Origin of the sequence: Streptomyces sp. WAC 06738 (assembly GCF_003945505.1) — a bacterium.
Taxonomy (GTDB): domain Bacteria; phylum Actinomycetota; class Actinomycetes; order Streptomycetales; family Streptomycetaceae; genus Streptomyces.
Genome location: NZ_CP029618.1, coordinates 1417257 through 1437595, shown reverse-complemented (window position 1 = coordinate 1437595; position 20339 = coordinate 1417257). Strand labels below are relative to the sequence as shown.

Here is a 20339-nt window from a genome sequence, read left to right as displayed (position 1 = left end):
CACGTAGAGCTACACCGTCAGCGGGGCGCGTGGGTCGCCGCGAAGGCGACGAACGAGGCCCATGCCTCGGGCGACACCGTGAGCACGGGGCCCGAAGGGTCCTTGGAGTCGCGCACGTGCACTCGTTCGGGCGCGACGGCCACCTCTATGCAGTTGCCGCCGTCCGACCCGCTGTAACTGCTCTTCACCCATGCCGACTCATGCGAACTGCCGGTGTCCGCTGCCTGCTCCACGCTCATAGCTCTCCTGCCAGGCGGTCGATGAATCGTGCCGATTCATCGGGGTTCAGTGCCAGTGAGCGCATCTTTCCATACCGGTGAGTGAATGAACTGAGACGGTCAGCGTCCGATACGACGAACCCGGCCCCCTGCGATTCCACGTACCCCACCACCTCGTGCTCGGACGTCTCCATGACGACCATGGGTCCGTTGAGCCCCGGGTGGAAACCGCAGGTCCAGGGCATCACCTGGATCTCCACGTGCGGCAGATCCCCATGCTTCCGCAGCGCCTCCAACTGCTCGCGCTGTACCCGCTTTCCGCCCACCGGGTTGCGCAGGGCCGCCTCGCCGACGATGAAGCACAGCTCCACCGGCTTCTTCCTGGTGAGTAGCCTCTGCCGCGACATCCGGGCCTCGACGCTCAGCTCGACCTCCTCCTCGGCGAGGGGCGGGCAATGCGCCGAGAACAACGCCCGCGCGTAGCCCTCCGTCTGCAACAGTCCGGGCACCAACAGTGGATCCCAGTCGTACCGGCTCAACGCCTCCTCTTCCAGAAGCGCGACGTCCCGGAAGAACTCCGGCAGCTTTGCCCGGTCCACCTCCTCCTGGAGCACCATCAGCGTCCCCTGAGCGTCGAGTTCCCGCTCCGCGCCCTGAGTGAAGGCCAGCTTCGCCGGGCGTTTGGCCTGTTCGATGGCGGCGACCGTGTCCACCGAATAACCGACCAGGTCCGCGAGTTGGGGCTGTGTCATGCCCGCGCGCTGGCGGTGGAGCTTGACCAGCTTTCCGTACGCGACCCAGGTCGGCGGCGGCGCCTCCTTCTCCTTCTTGACGCGCTTTCCCGCTTTCCGCTGGTGCCTTGCCTGTTCACTGCCGCCCGTGCCCATACGCGTCACCCCTCGTCAGTCGTCGACGCGATCAGGCTATTCGCGTAGTCGTGCGACTACTCTGCGAATTCGCAATTCGCCACCCCCAAGCCACCCCACCGGGGTGCCGGGCCGGACGTCAGTCCTTCGGCTTGATGTTCGCATTGAGGTGGAAGAGGTTCGCCGGATCGTATTCCGCCTTCACCGCCGACAGCCGTTCGTAGTTCCTGCCGTAGCCCTCACGCAGGAGTTGCTCGCCTTCTTCAAGGAAGCCGGGGAAGTTGAGGTAGACGCCCCCTGCGGAGAACTGGCGCAGGTCGGCGAGGGTGTCGCGTACCCACGTCACGTTCTCGGCCGAATCGGCCTCCGCCTCCCAGTTCGCCTCGATTCCGATCAGGTAGGGAGCGGCGCGGTTGGCGAAGGCGGTCTCCTCCTCGCCGACTCGGGCCATGGCGCCGCCCTGGTACCAGACGTCGATGGTCGACTGGGGCGAAGGCGCCGCGGCGGCGTGCTCGGCGAGCCGCTCGATCAACTCGCCGCTGAGCGCGGGCACGTTCATGGACTTCCAGTAGTAGCACCAGCCGTCGGGGTACTCCTCGTCCACGATCGACTGGGCCTCGGTGTAGGGCATCGTCCCGCTGAGGTCGCCTATCGGGTCGGCGATCTCCCGCAGCGGGCGCAGGAGCCGCTCGCCCTCCGCCGGGTCGCCCGGATACGGCGCGAGCAGTGCCACGAAGTCCTTCCCGTGCGACTCGGGCGGGAAGTCCGCTGTCTCCGGGACCTTCCCGAGGAGCCCGATCGGGGCGAAGTCGTCCGGCCGCTGTGCCAGGTAGCGCTCGCAGGAGCGCAGCACCTCCTCGGCGCGGGCCGCTGGGTAGAGCACGAAGCAGACGAAGACCTCCGGCCCGACGGGATGCAGCCGGTACTCGAACGAGGTGACGACGCCGAAGTTGCCGCCACCGCCGCGGACCGCCCAGAACAGATCCTGGTTCCGGCTCCCGTCGGCGACCAGGAGGCGCCCGTCGGCGGTGACGATCCGTACCGACAGGAGGTTGTCGCAGCTCAACCCGTGCTTGCGCCGGAGCCAGCCCATTCCCCCGGACAGGGTCAGGCCGGCTATCCCGGTCCCCGTCACCACGCCCAGCGGAGTGGCGAGCCCGTAACGCTGGGTCTCCCGGTCGACGTCCCCCAGCGTGCAGCCTCCCTGCGCGACCGCCCGCCGCCCTTCCGGGTCGACGTCCACCTGTCGCATCTCCGACAGATCGATGACGAGACCGCCGTCGCAGACCGCGTGACCGGCGACGCCGTGCCCGCCCCCGCGCACGGCGACCGGCATCCCGTTGTCGCGGGCGAAGTCGACCGCGGCGACCACGTCCTCGTCGCCCGCGCACCGGGCCACCAGTGCCGGGCGCCTGTCGACCATGCCGTTCCAGAGTGCTCGTGCGTGCTCGTAGCCCGGGTCCCCGGGCCGGATGAGCTGTCCGGCCAACCTGGAGGCGAACGCGTTCACGAGCGGATCTGGAACGTCCGCCTCCGCGCCGCTCCGCTCCCTTCCCCCTGGCGTGCCACCGCTGTGGCCGTGGCTCCCGCTCATGCTGACCACCTCGCAGTTTCAGCATCACGCCAAGCGGGAGGAGACGCCATCCGGGGACTACGGGCGCTCCCTCACCAGCCGCGTTCGCGCCACTCCGCGAGGTGCGGGCGTTCCGCGCCCAGGGTGGTGTCGTCGCCGTGGCCCGGGTAGACCCAGGTCTCGTCGGGGAGCTCGGCGAAGATCTTGGTCTCCACGTCGTGCAGCAGTGACGTGAAGCGCTCCGCGTCGCCCCAGGTGTTACCCACGCCGCCGGGGAAGAGGCAGTCGCCCGTGAAGACGTGGGGGTGGCCGTGGGGGTCGTCGTAGACCAGGGCGATGGAGCCCGGGGTGTGGCCGACGAGGTGGCGGGCGGTGAGGGGGATCCGGCCCACCGTGATCGTGTCGCCGTCGTCCACGAGGACGTCCGTGGGGACGTCGATGTCGGCGGCGTCCGCGCGGCCCGCGTAGGTGCGGGCGCCCGTGGCCGCGACGACCGGGGCCAGGGCCTGCCAGTGGTCGCCGTGGCCGTGGGTGGTGACGGCGGAGGTGATGCCGTCGCGGCCGATGAGGGTGAGCAGCGTGTGGGGCTCGTTCGCGGCGTCGATCAGCAACTGCTCGTCCGTCGCGCGGCAGCGCAGCAGATAGGCGTTGTTGTTCATCGGCCCGACGGCGACCTTGGAGATCATCAGGTCCGTCAGCTCGTGTACGTCGGCGGCGCCGCCGACGGTGACCTTGCCCGTGTACGACATGGGGCCAGCTTCTCAGAGCGGGGGCAGGGTCGGCAGCGCGGCGCCGTTCTCCGTGCGTACGCCCGTACCCGTGGTGCGGCCGGCGAGCCAGCCCATCAGGGCGTACGGGGCGCCGGTGACCCGCACCGGATCACCGGCCGACGGCGGGGCACCGGTGGTCCAGGTGCTGCCGTCGGGAGCGGAGAGTGACAGCGGCGTCACCTGTTCGTCGCCCGCGAAGCGGGCGGTGAGGAAGTCGATCTCCCGGGTCACGAACTCCTCAGGGAGCCGGTCCAGGGTGTAGCCCGCGTCCAGGTCCACGTGGTGCAGCTCCACCTCCACCAGCCGCCGGAACGGGATCCGGGCCATGACATCCGTCACGCCGTTGCGCAGCTCGCAGCGGGCCGACCAGCCGTCCGCCGGGATGTCCGCCGCCGTCCCCGCCAGCCGGTCCGCGGTCGCCCGTACGTCGTCGAGCTGCTCGGTGAGCGAGCGGGTGGCGCCGGCCTCGATGTCGGCGTCGCGGGCTTCCGCGCTCGCGTACATGGGGCGGCCGGAGAGCACGTTGACCAGGGCGTCGGCGTTGCGGGCGAGGTGGGAGAGCACGTGGCCGCGGGTCCAGCCGGGCAGCGCGCTCGGCGCCCGTACCGCGTCGTCCCCGAGGCGGGCGGCGCTGTCGAGGAGCCTGTCGGTGGCGGCTCGTAGGGTGGCCATGTCGCGTACGGGGTCGTACGTGCGACCTGCGCTTTCTGTCATCGGATCCCCTGGTGGCGAGCGGGTGGGAATGCTGGGCCGGGCGTCGTTGTCAGACCCAGACGTTAGCGTGTGGCTCGATGGGAGAAAGCCGCGGACAGCTCCGCGGCCACCCCCATACGCTTGACAAGGGGTGCCGCCCGCCCGGACGGCCCCCGCCCATCATCAAGAAAGGTCCGACCGGCGTGGCCGACCGTCTCCTCGTCCGTGGCGCTCGCGAGCACAATCTGAAGAACGTCTCGCTCGACCTGCCCCGCGACTCCCTCATCGTCTTCACGGGACTCTCGGGGTCCGGCAAGTCGTCCCTGGCGTTCGACACGATCTTCGCCGAGGGCCAGCGCCGCTACGTCGAGTCGCTGTCCAGCTACGCGCGGCAGTTCCTCGGCCAGATGGACAAGCCGGACGTCGACTTCATCGAGGGCCTGTCGCCGGCCGTCTCCATCGACCAGAAGTCCACGTCGCGCAACCCGCGGTCCACGGTCGGCACGATCACCGAGGTCTACGACTACCTGCGGCTGCTCTTCGCCCGCATCGGCAAGCCGCACTGCCCGGTCTGCGGCCGGCCGATCACCCGGCAGTCGCCGCAGGCGATCGTGGACAAGGTGCTGGCGCTGCCGGAGGGAAGCCGCTTCCAGGTGCTGTCGCCGCTGGTGCGCGAGCGCAAGGGCGAGTTCGTGGACCTCTTCTCCGACCTGCAGTCGAAGGGGTACAGCCGGGCGCGGGTCGACGGGCAGACGTCGTCGCTGACCGACCCGCCCAAGCTGAAGAAGCAGGAGAAGCACACGATCGAGGTGGTCGTCGACCGCCTCACGGTCAAGGAGAGCGCCAAGCGCCGGCTGACCGACTCCGTCGAGACCGCCCTCGGGCTCTCCGGCGGCATGGTCATCCTCGACTTCGTCGACCTGGACGCGGACGACCCGGACCGCGAGCGGATGTACTCCGAGCATCTCTACTGCCCGTACGACGACCTGTCCTTCGAGGAGATGGAGCCGCGCTCCTTCTCGTTCAACTCGCCGTTCGGCGCCTGCCCCGACTGCACGGGCATCGGCAGCCGGATGGAGGTCGACCCGGAGCTGATCGTCCCCGACCCGGACAAGTCGCTGGACGAGGGCGCCATCCACCCGTGGTCGCACGGCCACACCAAGGACTACTTCGCCCGGCTCGTCGGCGCGCTCGCCGACGACCTCGGGTTCCGTACGGACATCCCGTGGGCCGGGCTGCCGCAGCGGGCGCAGAAGGCACTGCTCCAGGGGCACCGGACGAAGATCGAGGTGCGCTACCGCAACCGGTACGGGCGCGAGAGGTCGTACACCACCTCCTTCGAGGGCGCCGTGCCGTTCGTCAAGCGGCGGCACGCGGAGGCGGAGAGCGACGCCAGCCGCGAGCGCTTCGAGGGGTACATGCGGGAGGTCCCCTGCCCGACCTGCGACGGGACGCGGCTGAAGCCGGTCGTCCTCGCGGTCACCGTGCAGGACAGGTCGATCGCCGACATCTCGGCGATGTCGATCAGCGACTGCGCCGACTTCCTCGGTGCGATGGAGCTGACCGACCGCGAGAAGACCATCGCCGAGCGCGTGCTGAAGGAGGTCAACGAGCGGCTGCGGTTCCTGGTCGACGTGGGCCTGGACTACCTGTCGCTCAACCGCGCCGCGGGCACCCTCTCCGGCGGCGAGGCCCAGCGCATCCGGCTCGCCACGCAGATCGGCTCCGGCCTCGTCGGCGTGCTGTACGTGCTGGACGAGCCGTCCATCGGACTGCACCAGCGGGACAACCACCGGCTGATCGAGACCCTGGTCCGCCTCCGCGACCTGGGGAACACGCTGATCGTCGTCGAGCACGACGAGGACACCATCAAGACCTCCGACTGGGTCGTCGACATCGGCCCGGGCGCCGGCGAGCACGGCGGCACGGTCGTGCACAGCGGCCCGCTCAAGGAACTGCTGGACAACGACGCGTCGGTCACCGGGCAGTATCTGTCGGGGAAGAGGGAGATCCCGACGCCGGAGATCCGGCGGCCCGTCGACGGCGGGCGGCAGCTCGTCGTCCGCGGCGCGCGGGAGAACAATCTGCAGGACATCGACGTGGCGTTCCCGCTCGGGGTGCTCACGGCGGTCACGGGCGTCTCGGGCTCCGGGAAGTCGACGCTGGTCAACGACATCCTGTACACGCACCTGGCGCGCGAGCTGAACGGCGCGCGGAGCGTGCCCGGGCGGCACACCCGGGTCGACGGGGACGACCTGGTGGACAAGGTGGTGCACGTCGACCAGTCGCCCATCGGCCGTACGCCGCGCTCCAACCCCGCGACGTACACGGGCGTCTTCGACCACGTCCGCAAGCTCTTCGCGGAGACGACGGAGGCGAAGGTCCGCGGCTATCAGCCGGGCCGGTTCTCCTTCAACGTCAAGGGCGGTCGCTGCGAGAACTGCTCCGGTGACGGCACGATCAAGATCGAGATGAACTTCCTCCCGGACGTCTACGTGCCGTGCGAGGTCTGCCACGGCGCGCGGTACAACCGCGAGACCCTGGACGTGCACTACAAGGGCAAGTCCATCGCCGAGGTGCTGGACATGCCGATCGAGGAGGCGCTGTCCTTCTTCGAGGCGGTGCCGGCGATCGCGCGCCACCTCAGGACGCTCAACGAGGTGGGACTGGGGTACGTGCGGCTGGGCCAGCCGGCGCCGACGCTGTCGGGCGGCGAGGCGCAGCGGGTGAAGCTCTCGAGCGAGCTGCAGAAGCGCTCGACGGGCCGCACGGTGTACGTGCTGGACGAGCCCACGACCGGGCTGCACTTCGAGGACATCAAGAAGCTGATCGGCGTGCTCACCGGCCTGGTCGACAAGGGCAACACGGTGATCGTCATCGAGCACAACCTCGACGTCATCAAGACCGCCGACTGGGTCGTCGACCTCGGCCCCGAGGGCGGCAGCGGCGGCGGCCTGGTGGTCGCGGAGGGCTCGCCGGAGGAGGTGGCGGCCGTGCCGGCCAGCCACACGGGGAAGTTCCTGCGGGAGATCCTGGGCGACCGGGTGAGCGACTCGCCGCCGGCCCGCAGGCGTACGACGGCCAAGAAGCCGGCCAAGAAGGCGGCTGCCAAGACGGCGTCGGCCAAGGCACCCGCCAAGAAGGCGGCGGCGAAGAAGACCGCGGCCAAGCGGCGCGGCTGACGCCCGGACGACACGCGGCGGGCGTGTCGCGCGACACGCCCGCCCACCGTCCCACCTGGCACGGACCTTCCTGACACGATCTCAAATGACGGACCGGCGGCGGCAATTGTTCGGTCGGAGTTTGCGCGCGCCCTCTGGTGTAGACCACTCTCCACTGCCAGGCTGTGGCCCGCCGTGCGCAAGAAGCGTGCGTTCCCGTGTCCTTCCAAGGAGAAAACGTGCTCAGAGCGGGAGTACGCAGTAAACCCTTCCGACCCAGGGCCGTCGCGGCAGCGGCGGCTTCCTTGTTGCTCCTCGGCGCCCCCGCGGCCGTCGGTCAGGAGCGGCCCGCAGCCCCGGCCGGGGCCGCCGGCGCGGTGTCCGTACCGGCGGGCGAGGGCATGGACATCGCCTCCGTCTCCCGGCCCGTCGCCCCCGGCATGGAACTGACCTCCTTCGAGCGGCTGGAGACCGACAAGTGGCTCAAGGCCGACGCGCTCAGCGTCGACCTGGGGGCCGGCACCCGCGTCGACTACCTCGGCGGCAAGGTCTCCGAGCGCGCCTCCGTCTCCCAGCTCGCCGCCGAGCACGACCCCGGCCCCGGCCGCACCACCGTGGCCGCCATCAACGCCGACTTCTTCGACATCAACGAGACCGGCGCGCCCCTCGGCCCCGGCGTCGAGGAAGGCCGCCCGACGCACTCGCCCGCGCCCGGCGTCTCCGAGGCGGTCGGCGTCGGCCCCGACCAGGCGGGCCGCGTGCTCGACCTCTACTTCGACGGCACCCTCACCCTCCCGGACGGCGCACACCCGCTCGGCGGCCACAACGCCGCCAACGTCCCCGCGGACGGCATCGGCGCGTACAACGCCCAGTGGGGCGAGGCCGACCGCGCCATGACCGTCGACGGCGCCACCGAGGTCACCGAGGTCGCCGTGCGGGACGGCAAGGTCGCCGAGGTGACCGCCGGGCCGGGGAAGGGCGCGATAGCCGAAGGCACCACGGTGCTCGTCGGCCGCGACACCGGCGCCAAGATCCTCGCCCAACTGCGGCCGGGCGACGCGGTGCAGGTGGAGTACGACGTCCGTACCGACGACGGCAGCCCCGTGCCCCGTACCGCGGTCGGCGGCCGCGGCGTCCTCGTCGAGGACGGCGTGCCGCAGGACTGGGAGGGCCGGCCGAACAACACCGCCGCCCCCCGCACCGCGGTCGGCTTCTCCCAGGACGGCGGCACCATGCACGTGCTGACCGTCGACGGCCGCCAGGCGGATGCCGGCGGCGTCACGCTCACGCAACTGGCGAAGATGATGGACGCCCTCGGCGCGTACGACGCGCTGAACCTCGACGGCGGCGGCTCCTCCACCCTCGTCGCCCGCGCGCCCGGCTCCGACGAGCGGTTCGTGGAGAACTCCCCGTCCGACGGCGAGGAGCGGGAGGTCCCCAACGGCCTGGCGTTCACCGCCCCCGGCGGCAGCGGCACGCTCAAGGACTTCCGCGTCACCACCGCCGCGGACCCCGCGCTCGCGCCCGGCGTCGACCCGGTGCCCGGCGGCCACCCCGACCGCGTCTTCCCGGGCCTCACCCGCGAACTCGACGCCGCCGGCTACGACGAGACGTACGGCCCCGCGCCCGGCCGCCCGTCGTGGTCCAGCGACCGCGGCGACATCGGCGGCGTCGACGGCGACGGTACGTTCACCGCCCGCCGCGGGGGCACCGCGAAGGTCACCGCCCGGCGCGGCCACGCGGCCGGGAGCATCGAACTGACCGTCCTGGACAAGCTGGAGCGGATCACGCCCACCAGCGAGCGCGTCGGGCTGGCCGCCCCCGGGGACGCGGCGGCCTTCGGCATCGTCGGCCGCGACGCCCACGGCGCCAGCGCCCCCGTCGACCCCGCCGACGTACGCCTCGACTACGACCGCACGCTCTTCGACATCGCCCCCGACGAGCGCAGCGGCGGCTTCACCGTACGGGCCCGCACCACCGGGCCGACGGCCTCCGGCGTGCTCAAGGCGACCGTGCAGGGGAAGGTCACGCACGTCGCGCTCACCGTCGGGCTCACCGAAAGCGTGCTGGCGGACTTCGGGAACGCGGCCGACTGGAAGTTCTCCACCGCCCGCGCCACCGGCTCGCTCGCCCCGGAGCCCGCGGGCCACGCGGGCGCCGGGATGAAGATCACGTACGACTTCTCCCAGTCCACCGCCACCCGCGCCGCCTACGTCACGCCGCCGCAGCGCATCGAGATCCCCGGCCAGCCGCTCAGCTTCGGACTGTGGATCAAGGGCGACGGCAAGGGCGCCTGGCCGTCGCTCCAGCTCAAGGACGGCGCGGGCGCCGACCTGATACTCCGCGGCGACTACGTCACCTGGCAGGGCTGGAAGCAGGTGGTCTTCCAGGTGCCGGAGGGCACGCAGTACCCGCTGTCGGTCTTCCGCTTCTACCTCGCGGAGGCCAAGCCCACCAGCCAGTACAGCAGCGAGGTCGTCATCGACGAGCTGACCGCGCAGAGCCCGCCCGAGGTCGACCTGCCGCGCACGGCGGCGCACCGCGACCCGCTGATCGACTCCGGTGCCGCGACGGCGGGCCGGGACTGGCGGTACGCGGTGATGTCCGACGCGCAGTTCGTCGCCCGCGAGCCGGACAGCGCGCTCGTCCGGCAGACCCGGCGCACGCTGCGGGAGATCAGGGCGGCCCGGCCGGACTTCCTCGTCATCAACGGCGACCTGGTCGACGAGGGTTCGCCCGCGGACCTGACGTTCGCCCGCGGGATACTGGAGGAGGAGCTGGGCGACGCCGTGCCCTGGTACTACGTGCCGGGCAACCACGAGGTGATGGGCGGCTCCGTCGCCAACTTCGTCGCCGAGTTCGGCCCCGCGCAGCGGACGTTCGACCACAAGGGCACCCGCTTCCTCACCCTCGACACCTCCTCGCTGACCCTCCGCGGCGGCGGCTACCCGCAGATCGCGGAGGTGAAGCGGCAGTTGGAGGCGGCGGCGGAGGACCCGTCGGTGCGCTCGGTGACCGTGATCCAGCACGTCCCGCCGCGCGACCCGACCGCGCAGCGCGCCAGCCAGCTCAGCGACCGCAAGGAGGCGCGGGTGCTGGAGGACTGGCTGGCGGACTTCCGGGCCCGTACGGGCAAGGGCGCCGCGTTCGTCGGCGGGCACGTCGGCACGTTCCACGCCGAGCACGTCGACGGGGTGCCGTACCTGATCAACGGCAACTCCGGGAAGGCCCCGGCCACCCCGCCCGGCGAGGGCGGGTTCTCCGGCTGGTCGCTGATCGGCGTCGACCAGGTGACGCGCGGCGAGCAGCAGGAGGCGCGGAACGCGCCGTACCGCGGACTGCCCGACTGGGTGTCCGTGCAGACCAGGCCGCACGTGGACGGGCTGGCGGTGACCGCGCCCGAGGAGGTGCGCGTCGGCCGCTCGGCCGCGGCCACGGCAGCGGTCGCGCAGGGCACGCGGCAGGTGCCGGTGGCCTGGCCGGTGAGCGCGGACTGGTCCGGTACGGACCGGCTGCACATCGGCCCGCCGCGGGAGGCGGACCGGAGTGACATCGCGGCGTACGACCCGGCCACCGGCGAGGTGACGGGGCTGCGGCCGGGGACGGTCACGCTGACGGTGACGGTGAACGGCGTCACGCAGGGGGACCGGGTCACGGTCACCCGCTAGCGGGGAGGGCGGTCGCGGGGTCCCGCGGGACCCCGCGACCGCACCGCCGCGGTTCAGCCGTCCGCGAACCCGTCCAGCTCCGCCGCGTACGGCGGCTCGGCGCCCGCGCGCGAGCAGGTGATCGCCGCGGCGCGGGCGGCGTGGCCGAGCGCGGCGCGCCAGCCGTCGGGGCCGAGGCCGGCCAGGGCGCCGGGGGTGAGGGCGTCGTGGGCGGCGAACCAGTGCAGCAGCGCCGCGTTCACGGTGTCGCCGGCGCCGATCGTGTCGACCACGTCGACGGGCGGCGCGGCCACGTCGTACCGCTCCAGGCCCTCCGCGACGACCGCGGTCAGCCCCTCGCCACCGCGGGTCAGTACCACCGCCCGCGGCCCGGCCGCCAGCCACCCGGGCAGCGCCTCGGCCCACGGCCGCCCGCCGGCGAGCCACTGCGCGTCCTCCACCGACAGCTTCAGCACCGCCACGTGCGGCAGCCAGGCCAGGAAGCGGGCGCGGTAGGCGTCCGCGTCGTCGATGAGCCCGGCCCTGACGTTCGGGTCGAGGAGGGTGAACAGCCCGTCCGCGGCGGCCCGCTTCAGCAGCGTCTCGTACGCGGTCGCCCCCGGCTCCAGCACCAGCGAGCACGTCCCCACCGCCAGCGCCCGGGTCTGGGGAGGCAGCGCGTCCGGCGCCCGGAAGAGCCGGTCGGCGGTGCCCTCGGCGTAGAAGCGGAACCCGGCGGAGCCGTCCGGGCTGACGTCGGCGACGGCCAGCGTCGTGGGCTCCGCACCCCGCTGGACGAGCCCGGTCGCCACCCCCGCCGCGTCGAGCCCGGCCATCAGCGCCGCCCCGAAGGCGTCCGTGGAGACCCGCGAGGCGAACGCGACGTCCGCCCCGAGCCGCCCCAGCGCCACCGCCGTGTTGTACGGCCCGCCGCCCCGCACCGGCTGCAGCGCGGGAAGCACACCCCCGCCTCCGGCCGGCACGAGATCGATCAGAGCCTCACCACCAACCACGATCATGCGCCCAGCGTACGGTCCGGCCGCCGCCCACAGGTCCCCGGCAGGCAACACGGGCACGCCCCGGCGACCATACGGTCACCGGACTGTCGCGGGCTCGGCACACGGGTGTGGACGGACGGCTCCGCGTCAGTGGTCGACAGTAGGGTGGGAACCATGGCCGATCCGTCCAGTTACCGTCCCAAGCCCGGGCAGATTCCCGACTCCCCGGGGGTCTACAGGTTCCGGGACGAGCACGGCCGGGTGATCTACGTCGGCAAGGCCAAGAGCCTGCGGCAGCGGCTCTCGTCGTACTTCCAGGACCTCGCCGGGCTGCACCAGCGCACGCGCACGATGGTCACGACCGCCGCCTCCGTGGAGTGGACCGTGGTGGCCACGGAGGTCGAGGCGCTCCAGCTCGAGTACACCTGGATCAAGCAGTACGACCCCCGGTTCAACGTCAAGTACCGGGACGACAAGAGCTATCCGTCCCTCGCCGTGACGCTCAACGAGGAGTATCCGCGGGTGCAGGTCATGCGCGGCCCCAAGCGCAAGGGCGTGCGCTACTTCGGGCCGTACGCGCACGCGTGGGCCATCCGCGAGACCGTCGACCTGATGCTGCGCGCCTTCCCCGTGCGGACCTGCTCCGCCGGGGTCTTCAAGCGCAGCGCGCAGATCGGCCGGCCCTGTCTGCTGGGGTACATCGGCAAGTGCTCCGCGCCCTGCGTCGGCCGGGTCACGGCCGCCGAGCACCGGGAGCTGGCCGAGGAGTTCTGCGACTTCATGGCGGGCCGCACGGGCGCCTATCTGAAGCGGCTGGAGCGGCAGATGCACGAGGCCGCCGAGGAGATGGAGTACGAGAAGGCGGCGCGGCTGCGCGACGACATAGGGGCGCTGCGGAGCGCCATGGAGAAGAACGTGGTCGTCCTCGCCGACGCCACCGACGCCGACCTGATCGCCCTCGCCGAGGACGAGCTGGAGGCGGCGGTGCAGATCTTCCACGTCCGCGGCGGCCGGGTGCGCGGTCAGCGGGGCTGGGTCACCGACCGGGTGGAGGCCGTCGACACCGCCGGCCTCGTGGAGCACGCCCTCCAGCAGCTCTACGGGGACGAGCAGGCCGAGGCCATCCCGCGCGAGGTGCTGGTCCCGGCGCTGCCGCGGCCCGCCGGGCCCGTGCGGGAGTGGCTGACCGAGCGTCGCGGGGCCCGGGTGGACCTGCGGGTGCCGCAGCGCGGCGACAAGAAGGACCTGCTCGCCACGGTCGCGCGGAACGCCCAGCAGGCCCTCGCCCTGCACAAGACCAAGCGCGCCTCCGATCTGACCACCCGCTCCCGGGCGCTGGAGGAGATCGCCGAGGCGCTGGAGCTGGACTCCGCGCCGCTGCGCATCGAGTGCTATGACATCTCGCATCTGCAGGGCGACGACGTGGTGGGCTCCATGGTCGTCTTCGAGGACGGCCTCGCCCGCAAGAGCGAGTACCGCCGCTTCGAGATCAAGGGCTTCACCGGCCAGGACGACGTCCGGGCGATGCACGAGGTGATCACCCGGAGGTTCCGGCGGTACGTGCAGGAGAAGCAGAAGACGGGGGAGTGGGGCGACCCGGAGGCCGAGGCGGCTGCCGAGCGCGGCCGTGCCGGCACCGACGACGCCACTGCCGGCGCCGACGCGGCGGCGGAGGGGCCCGCCGGGCGGGATCCCGACACCGGGCGGCCCAGGAAGTTCGCGTACCCGCCCCAGCTCGTGGTCGTCGACGGCGGTCAGCCGCAGGTCGCCGCCGCCAAGCGGGCCCTGGGCGAGCTGGGCGTGGACGACGTGGCCGTGGTCGGTCTGGCGAAGCGCCTCGAAGAGGTCTGGCTGCCGGACAGCGACGACCCCGTCATCCTGCCGCGCAGCAGCGAGGGCCTGTACATGCTGCAGCGCGTACGGGACGAGGCCCACCGCTTCGCGATCGCCTACCAGCGCAAGAAACGGGCCAAGAGCATGAAGGCCGGACCGCTGGACGACGTGCCGGGCCTGGGGGAGAGCCGCCGCCGGGCGCTGCTGCGGCACTTCGGTTCGGTGAAACGGCTCAGAGCTGCGACTATTGATCAGATCTGTGAGGTTCCCGGCATCGGCCGCAAGACGGCCGAAAACATCGCCGCGACCCTTGCGCAGGCGGCACCTGCCGCGCCGGCGGTGAACACCGCCACCGGAGAGATCATGGACGAGTGAGGACCGGGGGACAGAGCGATGAACGACAACGGGACAGACGAGACCGACGAGACCACTGTGACCACGGGTGACCAGGCCGCCGCGCCGGGCGAGACGGGTGACTCCGCGCAGGCGGGCATCCCCGAGCTGGTGATCATCTCCGGGATGTCGGGCGCCGGCCGGAGCACGGCCGCGAAGTGCCTGGAGGACCTCGGCTGGTTCGTGGTGGACAACCTGCCGCCCGCGCTCATCCCCACCATGGTGGAGCTGGGCGCCCGCTCGCAGGGGAACGTGGCGCGGATCGCGGTCGTCGTGGACGTCCGCGGCCGGCGCTTCTTCGACAATCTGAAGGAGTCCCTGGCCGACCTGAAGGAGAAGGGGGTGCCCCGGCGCATCGTCTTCCTGGAGGCGTCGGACAACTCGCTGGTGGCCCGCTTCGAGTCCGTGCGCCGCCCGCACCCGCTGCAGGGCGACGGGACGATCCTCGACGGCATCGCCGCCGAGCGAGACCTGCTGCGCGAGCTGCGCGGCGACGCCGACCTGGTGATCGACACCTCCAGCCTGAACGTGCACGAGCTGCGCGCGAAGATGGACGCCCAGTTCGCCGGCGGCGAGGAGCCCGAGCTGCGCGCCACGGTGATGTCCTTCGGCTACAAGTACGGCCTGCCGGTCGACGCCGACCTGGTGGTGGACTGCCGCTTCCTGCCGAACCCGCACTGGGTCCCCGAGCTGCGCCAGTTCACCGGGCTGAACGAGGACGTCGCGCAGTACGTCTTCAACCAGCCCGGCGCCAAGGAGTTCCTCAACGGCTACGCGGAGCTGATGCACCTGGTCACCGAGGGCTACCGGCGCGAGGGCAAGCGGTACGTGACCATCGCCGTCGGCTGTACCGGCGGCAAGCACCGCTCCGTGGCGATGTCCGAGCGGCTGGCCCGCCGGCTCGCCTCGGACGGCATCGAGACCGTCGTCGTCCACCGGGACATGGGGCGCGAGTGAGCCGGATCGCCGGCGGCCGGAACCTCCGGCTGCGCCGCCGGGGCGCCCGCAGACCCGGTTCGCAGCCGAAGGTGGTCGCGCTCGGCGGGGGGATGGGCCTGTCCGCCTCCCTCGCCGCGCTGCGCCGGATCACCGGCGATCTCACCGCCGTCGTCACCGTCGCCGACGACGGCGGCTCGTCCGGGCGGCTCCGCGCCGAGCTGGGCGTGCTGCCGCCGGGCGACCTGCGCAAGGCGCTGGCGGCGCTCTGCGGCGACGACGACTGGGGCCAGACCTGGTCCCGCGTCATCCAGCACCGTTTCACCAGCCAGGGCGAGCTGCACGACCACGCCGTCGGCAATCTGCTGATCGTCGCGCTCTGGGAGCAGCTCGGCGACCATGTCGCGGCCCTCGACCTGGTCGGTACGCTCCTGGGCGCGCACGGCCGGGTGCTGCCCATGTCCGCGGTGCCCCTGGAGCTCCGCGCCGACGTGCGCGGCCACGCGCCGGAGCGCCCCGAGCAGGTCACCACCGTGGCCGGCCAGGCCACGGTGGCCCTCACCCCCGGCGAGGTGCAGCAGGTCTACCTGGTGCCCGCCGACCCGCCGGCCGTCCCCGCCGCCGTCGAGGCCGTCCGCGAGGCGGACTGGGTGGTGCTCGGCCCGGGCTCGTGGTTCTCCTCCGTCATCCCGCACCTGCTCGTGCCCGACCTGCGCCAGGCCCTGGTGGAGACCAAGGCCCGCAAGGTCCTCTCCCTGAACCTCGCCCCGCAGCCGGGGGAAACGGACGGATTTTCCCCGCAGCGTCATTTGGAGGTTTTGCGACGACACGCCCCTAAACTCGCCCTCGACGTGGTGCTGGCCGACAAGGATGCAGTGCCCGGTGCGGCAGAGCGCGACGGGTTGCGCGAGGCTGCGAAAGAGCTCGAGGGCTCGGTCGAGCTGGCGCCGGTGGCGCGGACCGACGGGACTCCCCGGCACGATCCGGAGCTGCTGGCCGCCGCGTACGACCGTATTTTTCGGATGCATGGAAGGATCGGGCCATGGCGATGACGGCAGCGGTGAAGGACGAGATCTCGCGGCTCCCCGTGACCCGGACGTGCTGCCGCAAGGCGGAGGTCTCGGCCACGCTCCGGTTCGCCGGCGGGCTGCACCTCGTCAGCGGCCGCATCGTGATCGAGGCCGAGCTGGACACCGGGGTCGCCGCACGGCGGCTGAAGAAGGACATCCTGGAGATCTTCGGGCACGGGTCCGAGATGATCGTCATGGCTCCGGGCGGACTGCGCCGCAGCAGCCGGTACGTGGTCCGCGTGGTCGCCGGCGGTGAGCAACTGGCCCGGCAGACGGGCCTGGTCGACGGCCGCGGCCGGCCCATCCGCGGGCTGCCCCCGCAGGTCGTCTCCGGCGCCACCTGCGACGCCGAGGCCGCCTGGCGCGGCGCCTTCCTCGCCCACGGCTCGCTCACCGAGCCCGGCCGCTCCTCCTCGCTGGAGGTCACCTGCCCGGGCCCGGAGGCGGCCCTCGCCCTGGTCGGCGCCGCCCGCCGGCTCAGTATCCCGGCCAAGGCCCGCGAGGTGCGCGGCGTGGACCGCGTGGTCGTACGGGACGGGGACGCCATCGGCGCCCTGCTCACCCGGCTCGGCGCGCACGAGTCGGTGCTGGCCTGGGAGGAGCGCCGGATGCGCCGCGAGGTGCGCGCCACCGCCAACCGGCTCGCCAACTTCGACGACGCCAACCTGCGCCGCTCCGCCCGTGCGGCGGTCGCGGCCGGCGCGCGCGTGCAGCGGGCGCTGGAGATCCTCGGCGACGAGGTGCCGGAGCACCTGGCGGCGGCCGGCCGGCTGCGCATGGAGCACAAGCAGGCGTCGCTGGAGGAGCTGGGCGCGCTCGCCGACCCGCCGCTGACGAAGGACGCGGTCGCGGGACGTATCCGCCGGCTGCTCGCCATGGCCGACAAGCGGGCGGGCGACCTGGGCATCCCGGGCACGGAGGCGAACCTCACGGAGGAGATGGTGGGCTGACGCCCGCCCGGCCCGGCGGCGCCCGGCGCCGATCCCGCACACCCCCTCAACAGCGGCCGTACCGCGGTTTCCGCACCCCTCCGGCATCTTGACGTGGACATGGGCCCCCCGCAGCCTGGCTGCTGTTCGTCCACGAGACAGACGACTCAAAGAGGGGCACATGAGACGAAGAGCCAGTGCGATCCTCGCATCAGCCGCCTTGCTGCTCGGCGGCCTCGCGGCCGCGCCCGTCGCCGGTGCCGCCGCCGGCGCCGGTCCGGGCCCGGCCGCCGGGACCGCCGCCGATGAGATCAAGGTCTTCACCGCCGACGTCACCCGCGCCCAGGTCCCGCTGCTGCTGGCCGCGGGACAGGACGCCCACGAACTCGGCGAGCGGGCCCCGGCCCGCGGCACCGCCGAGGTCGAGCTGTTCCTCACCGACGCGCAGGCCGCGAAGCTGGAGCGGCAGGGCGTCGACCTCGCCGAGCGCACCGTCCCGGCCCGCGCCGAGGCCCGCACGGAGGCCGCGGCGGAGGGTGTCTTCCGCCCGTACAGCGGTGCCGGCGGGCTGCAGGAGGAGCTGGCCGGGATCGCCCGGCAGTACCCGAAGCTCACCAAGCTCGTCTCGATCGGCAAGACCCTCCAGGGCAAGGACATCCTCGCCCTGAAGCTCACCAAGGGCGCCAAGACCTCCCGGGACGGCGCCAAGCCGGCCGTGCTCTACATGTCCAACCAGCACGCCCGCGAGTGGATCACCCCGGAGATGACGCGCCGGCTGCTGCACCACTTCCTCGACGGCTACGGCGCGGACCGCAAGCTCACCCGCATCGTCGACTCCACCGAGCTGTGGTTCGTGCTGTCCGCCAACCCCGACGGCTACGACTGGACGCACGACCCCGACGGCGCCCGCCTCTGGCGCAAGAACATGCGCGACGTCAACGGCGACGGCCGGTACACCAGCGGCGACGGCATCGACCTGAACCGCAACTTCTCCTACAAGTGGGGCTACGACAACGAGGGCTCCTCGCCCAACCCGCGCAGCGAGACCTACCGCGGCGCGGGCCCGGGATCCGAGCCCGAGACCCGCGCCATCGACGCCTTCCAGAAGCGCATCGGCTTCGAGTACGGGATCAACTACCACTCCGCCGCCGAACTGCTGCTCTACGGCGTCGGCTGGCAGGTCGCCACCGACACCCCCGACGACGTGCTCTACCGCGCGCTCGCCGGTACCCCGGAGAACTCCGCCGTCCCCGGATACCGCCCCCAGGTCTCCTCCGAGCTGTACACCACCAACGGCGAAGCGGACGGCCACGCCGCCAACGTCAACGGGATGATGATGTTCACCCCGGAGATGACGACCTGCCAGACGGCCTCCGCCCTCGACCCCGACGACCCCTGGAACCCGCGCGACTGCCAGTCGGGCTTCAACTTCCCCGACGACGAGAAGCTGATCCAGGACGAGTTCGCCAAGAACATCCCCTTCGCCCTCTCCGTCGCCGAGACCGCCGCCCACCCCGACCAGCCGGCGTCCTCCGTCGGCATCGAGGCCCCCGACTTCACCGTCGACGACTTCGCCGTCTCCTACGCACGCGGCGGGGCCGGGCAGGAGGTCTCCGTCGTCGCCCGCAAGTCCGTACGGGACAAGGAGCTGAACTACCGCGTCAACGGCGGCCGCACCCGTGACGAGGACGTCGGCTCGTGGAAGGGCGGCGAGACCTACGGCGGCGAGGACAACGTCCTCTTCGACGAGTACCGCGCCGAGGTCGAGGACGTCGGGCCCGGCGACGAGGTCGAGGTCTGGTTCACCGGCCGCACCCGCGCCGGCAAGCGGACCGCCAGCGAGCACTTCACCTTCACCGTCGCCGAACGCCCCCGCGCCGACACCCTCGTCGTCGCCGAGGAGGGCGCGCAGGCCCGGCACGCCGGCGCGTACGTCGACGCCCTGCGCGCCTCCGGCCGCTCCGCCGCCGTCTGGGACGTCGCGACCCAGGGGCCGCCGCACGCCCTCGGCGTCCTCGGCCACTTCCGCAGCGTGGTCCACTACACCGGCGCCGGCGCCCCCGGCGGCGACACCCAACTCGCCCTGCGCGCCTACCTCAACGAGGGCGGCAAGCTGGTCGAGGCCGGCGAGCGGACCGGCGGCGACGCGCTCGTCGGCCGGGCCCAGACGGACGACTTCAGCCAGTACTACCTGGGCGCCTACTCCCGCTCCGCCACCGTGGGGCCCGACGGCTTCACCGGTGCCGGGGTGCTCGGCGGCACGGCCGGCGGCCTCGGCGACGCCGCGGGCAACCCGCTGGACGGCGCCGGCGCGTACACCGTCACCTCCGACGCGCTCCCGCCCGCCGAGTTCCCGCAGTTCGACTCCGCGCGGGCCGGGGCGTACGAGGGCGGCGTCAACCCCTATGCCCCGTACGAGGGCGAGTGGATGGCGATCGCCGAGCACGAGAACAACGACTGGCAGCGCCTCACACGCACCGTGGACCTCACCGGCGTCACCGCCGCCGAGACGCCCGCGCTGCGCACCGCGCTCAACTGGGACACCGAGGGTGGCTACGACTTCGTGCTGCTGGAGGCCCGTACCGCGGGCGGGGACGACTGGACGACGCTGCCGGAGGCCGGCGGCGCCACCACCGACCGGGTGCCCGAGGAGTGCGGCCAGGGCTTCTTCATCCAGGCCCACCCGTTCCTGCGCCGGTACCTCACCCAGGGCGCGGACGGCTGCACCGCGAGCGGCACCAGCGGCGCCTGGCACGGCCTGACCGACTCCTCCGGCGGCTGGCAGGAGGTCTCGTACGACCTCTCCGCCTACGCCGGCAAGCAGGTCGAGCTGTCCCTGTCGTACGTCACCGACCCGGGCACCGGCGGCAGCGGACTCTACGCCGACGACACCGCCGTGGTGGCCGGCGGCACCGAGCGCGACACCGAGGGCTTCGAGAGCGGACTCGGCGCCTGGACGGCGCCCGGACCGCCGCCCGGCAGCCCCGCGACCGCCGCCGACTGGGCCCGTAGCGGCAAGCTCTTCGAGAGCTACGCGGCCGTCTCCACCCGCGACACCGTCCTCGTCGGCTTCGGGGTCGAGCACCTCGCCGACAAGCCCGCGCGCGCCGCTCTTCTGAGCCGCGCACTGTCCCATCTGAGGCGCTGATACAGGCCCGCTGACCGGCGGCGACGCCGGATCGCGGCGGCGGCCCGTAGCCCTACCGGGGGGTACGGGCCGCCGTCCGCGTCACCGGCGGGGTCCGGGCCGCC

At 72.5% G+C, this 20339-nt stretch carries 13 protein-coding genes; 7 read left to right on the top strand and 6 right to left on the bottom strand.

From position 1 onward, the window contains the following. Positions 1–17 precede the first annotated feature (17 nt). The 5 genes from DMB38_RS05965 to DMB38_RS05945 form a co-directional block, all read right to left on the bottom strand. The gene (locus DMB38_RS05965; RefSeq protein WP_125934257.1) at positions 18–239 is read right to left on the bottom strand and encodes a DUF397 domain-containing protein; all 222 of its coding nucleotides are present in this window, start codon (positions 237–239) and stop codon (positions 18–20) included. Beyond that, positions 236–1105 (bottom strand): helix-turn-helix transcriptional regulator, encoded by an 870-nt coding sequence (locus DMB38_RS05960; RefSeq protein ID WP_125934256.1) that lies wholly within the window; start codon positions 1103–1105, stop codon positions 236–238. The genes DMB38_RS05965 and DMB38_RS05960 overlap by 4 nt, the downstream gene beginning before the upstream one ends. Positions 1106–1223: 118 nt before the next feature. After that, positions 1224–2507 (bottom strand): FAD-binding oxidoreductase, encoded by a 1284-nt coding sequence (locus DMB38_RS05955; protein ID WP_240661999.1) that lies wholly within the window; start codon positions 2505–2507, stop codon positions 1224–1226. 242 nt (positions 2508–2749) lie between these two features. Beyond that, entirely contained in the window at positions 2750–3406 is a 657-nt protein-coding gene (locus tag DMB38_RS05950; protein ID WP_125934255.1) for an MBL fold metallo-hydrolase, read from the bottom strand. Between the two features lie 12 nt (positions 3407–3418). Then, positions 3419–4099 carry a maleylpyruvate isomerase family mycothiol-dependent enzyme gene (locus DMB38_RS05945; protein WP_125938837.1) on the bottom strand — a complete coding sequence of 227 codons (681 nt, stop codon included), beginning with the start codon at positions 4097–4099 and terminating at the stop codon, positions 3419–3421. 224 nt (positions 4100–4323) lie between these two features. Between DMB38_RS05945 and uvrA the strand changes: the two genes are divergently transcribed. Together uvrA and DMB38_RS05935 are read left to right on the top strand one after the other, a co-directional pair. Next, complete coding sequence (gene uvrA, locus DMB38_RS05940; protein WP_125934254.1) at positions 4324–7302, top strand: excinuclease ABC subunit UvrA; 2979 nt, start codon at positions 4324–4326, stop codon at positions 7300–7302. Between the two features lie 380 nt (positions 7303–7682). Continuing rightward, positions 7683–10949 (top strand): phosphodiester glycosidase family protein, encoded by a 3267-nt coding sequence (locus DMB38_RS05935; protein ID WP_125938836.1) that lies wholly within the window; start codon positions 7683–7685, stop codon positions 10947–10949. 53 nt (positions 10950–11002) lie between these two features. On the opposite strand, the gene DMB38_RS05930 is transcribed toward DMB38_RS05935, so the two are convergent. Then, positions 11003–11947 (bottom strand): carbohydrate kinase, encoded by a 945-nt coding sequence (locus DMB38_RS05930; protein ID WP_125934253.1) that lies wholly within the window; start codon positions 11945–11947, stop codon positions 11003–11005. Between the two features lie 153 nt (positions 11948–12100). Here DMB38_RS05930 and uvrC point away from each other — a divergent pair, with 153 nt between their 5' ends. The 5 genes from uvrC (at position 12101) to DMB38_RS05905 (ending at position 20235) form a co-directional block, all read left to right on the top strand. Continuing rightward, complete coding sequence (uvrC, locus tag DMB38_RS05925) at positions 12101–14134, top strand: excinuclease ABC subunit UvrC (protein ID WP_125934252.1); 2034 nt, start codon at positions 12101–12103, stop codon at positions 14132–14134. 18 nt (positions 14135–14152) lie between these two features. Continuing rightward, positions 14153–15109 carry an RNase adapter RapZ gene (rapZ, locus tag DMB38_RS05920; RefSeq protein WP_125934251.1) on the top strand — a complete coding sequence of 319 codons (957 nt, stop codon included), beginning with the start codon at positions 14153–14155 and terminating at the stop codon, positions 15107–15109. Next, the gene (yvcK, locus tag DMB38_RS05915; RefSeq protein WP_125934250.1) at positions 15106–16140 is read left to right on the top strand and encodes a uridine diphosphate-N-acetylglucosamine-binding protein YvcK; all 1035 of its coding nucleotides are present in this window, start codon (positions 15106–15108) and stop codon (positions 16138–16140) included. The genes rapZ and yvcK overlap by 4 nt, the downstream gene beginning before the upstream one ends. After that, the gene (gene whiA / locus DMB38_RS05910) at positions 16131–17108 is read left to right on the top strand and encodes a DNA-binding protein WhiA (protein WP_047015130.1); all 978 of its coding nucleotides are present in this window, start codon (positions 16131–16133) and stop codon (positions 17106–17108) included. Before yvcK ends, whiA begins: the two co-directional genes overlap by 10 nt. Positions 17109–17268: 160 nt before the next feature. Then, positions 17269–20235: a M14 family metallopeptidase gene (locus DMB38_RS05905; RefSeq protein WP_125934249.1), complete on the top strand. Its 2967-nt coding sequence runs from the start codon at positions 17269–17271 to the stop codon at positions 20233–20235. Positions 20236–20339: the final 104 nt, after the last annotated feature.

Excerpts from the sequence above, each read along its gene's own strand:
- DMB38_RS05965 (WP_125934257.1), bottom strand. The coding sequence starts at position 239 with ATGAGCGTGGAGCAGGCAGCGGACACCGGCAGTTCGCATGAGTCGGCA.
- DMB38_RS05960 (WP_125934256.1), bottom strand. The coding sequence starts at position 1,105 with ATGGGCACGGGCGGCAGTGAACAGGCAAGGCACCAGCGGAAAGCGGGA.
- DMB38_RS05955 (WP_240661999.1), bottom strand. The coding sequence starts at position 2,507 with ATGGTCGACAGGCGCCCGGCACTGGTGGCCCGGTGCGCGGGCGACGAG.
- DMB38_RS05950 (WP_125934255.1), bottom strand. The coding sequence starts at position 3,406 with ATGTCGTACACGGGCAAGGTCACCGTCGGCGGCGCCGCCGACGTACAC.
- DMB38_RS05945 (WP_125938837.1), bottom strand. The coding sequence starts at position 4,099 with ATGGCCACCCTACGAGCCGCCACCGACAGGCTCCTCGACAGCGCCGCC.
- DMB38_RS05935 (WP_125938836.1), top strand. The coding sequence starts at position 7,683 with ATGGACATCGCCTCCGTCTCCCGGCCCGTCGCCCCCGGCATGGAACTG.
- DMB38_RS05930 (WP_125934253.1), bottom strand. The coding sequence starts at position 11,947 with ATGATCGTGGTTGGTGGTGAGGCTCTGATCGATCTCGTGCCGGCCGGA.
- uvrC (WP_125934252.1), top strand. The coding sequence starts at position 12,101 with ATGGCCGATCCGTCCAGTTACCGTCCCAAGCCCGGGCAGATTCCCGAC.
- rapZ (WP_125934251.1), top strand. The coding sequence starts at position 14,153 with ATGAACGACAACGGGACAGACGAGACCGACGAGACCACTGTGACCACG.
- whiA (WP_047015130.1), top strand. The coding sequence starts at position 16,131 with ATGGCGATGACGGCAGCGGTGAAGGACGAGATCTCGCGGCTCCCCGTG.
- DMB38_RS05905 (WP_125934249.1), top strand. The coding sequence starts at position 17,269 with ATGAGACGAAGAGCCAGTGCGATCCTCGCATCAGCCGCCTTGCTGCTC.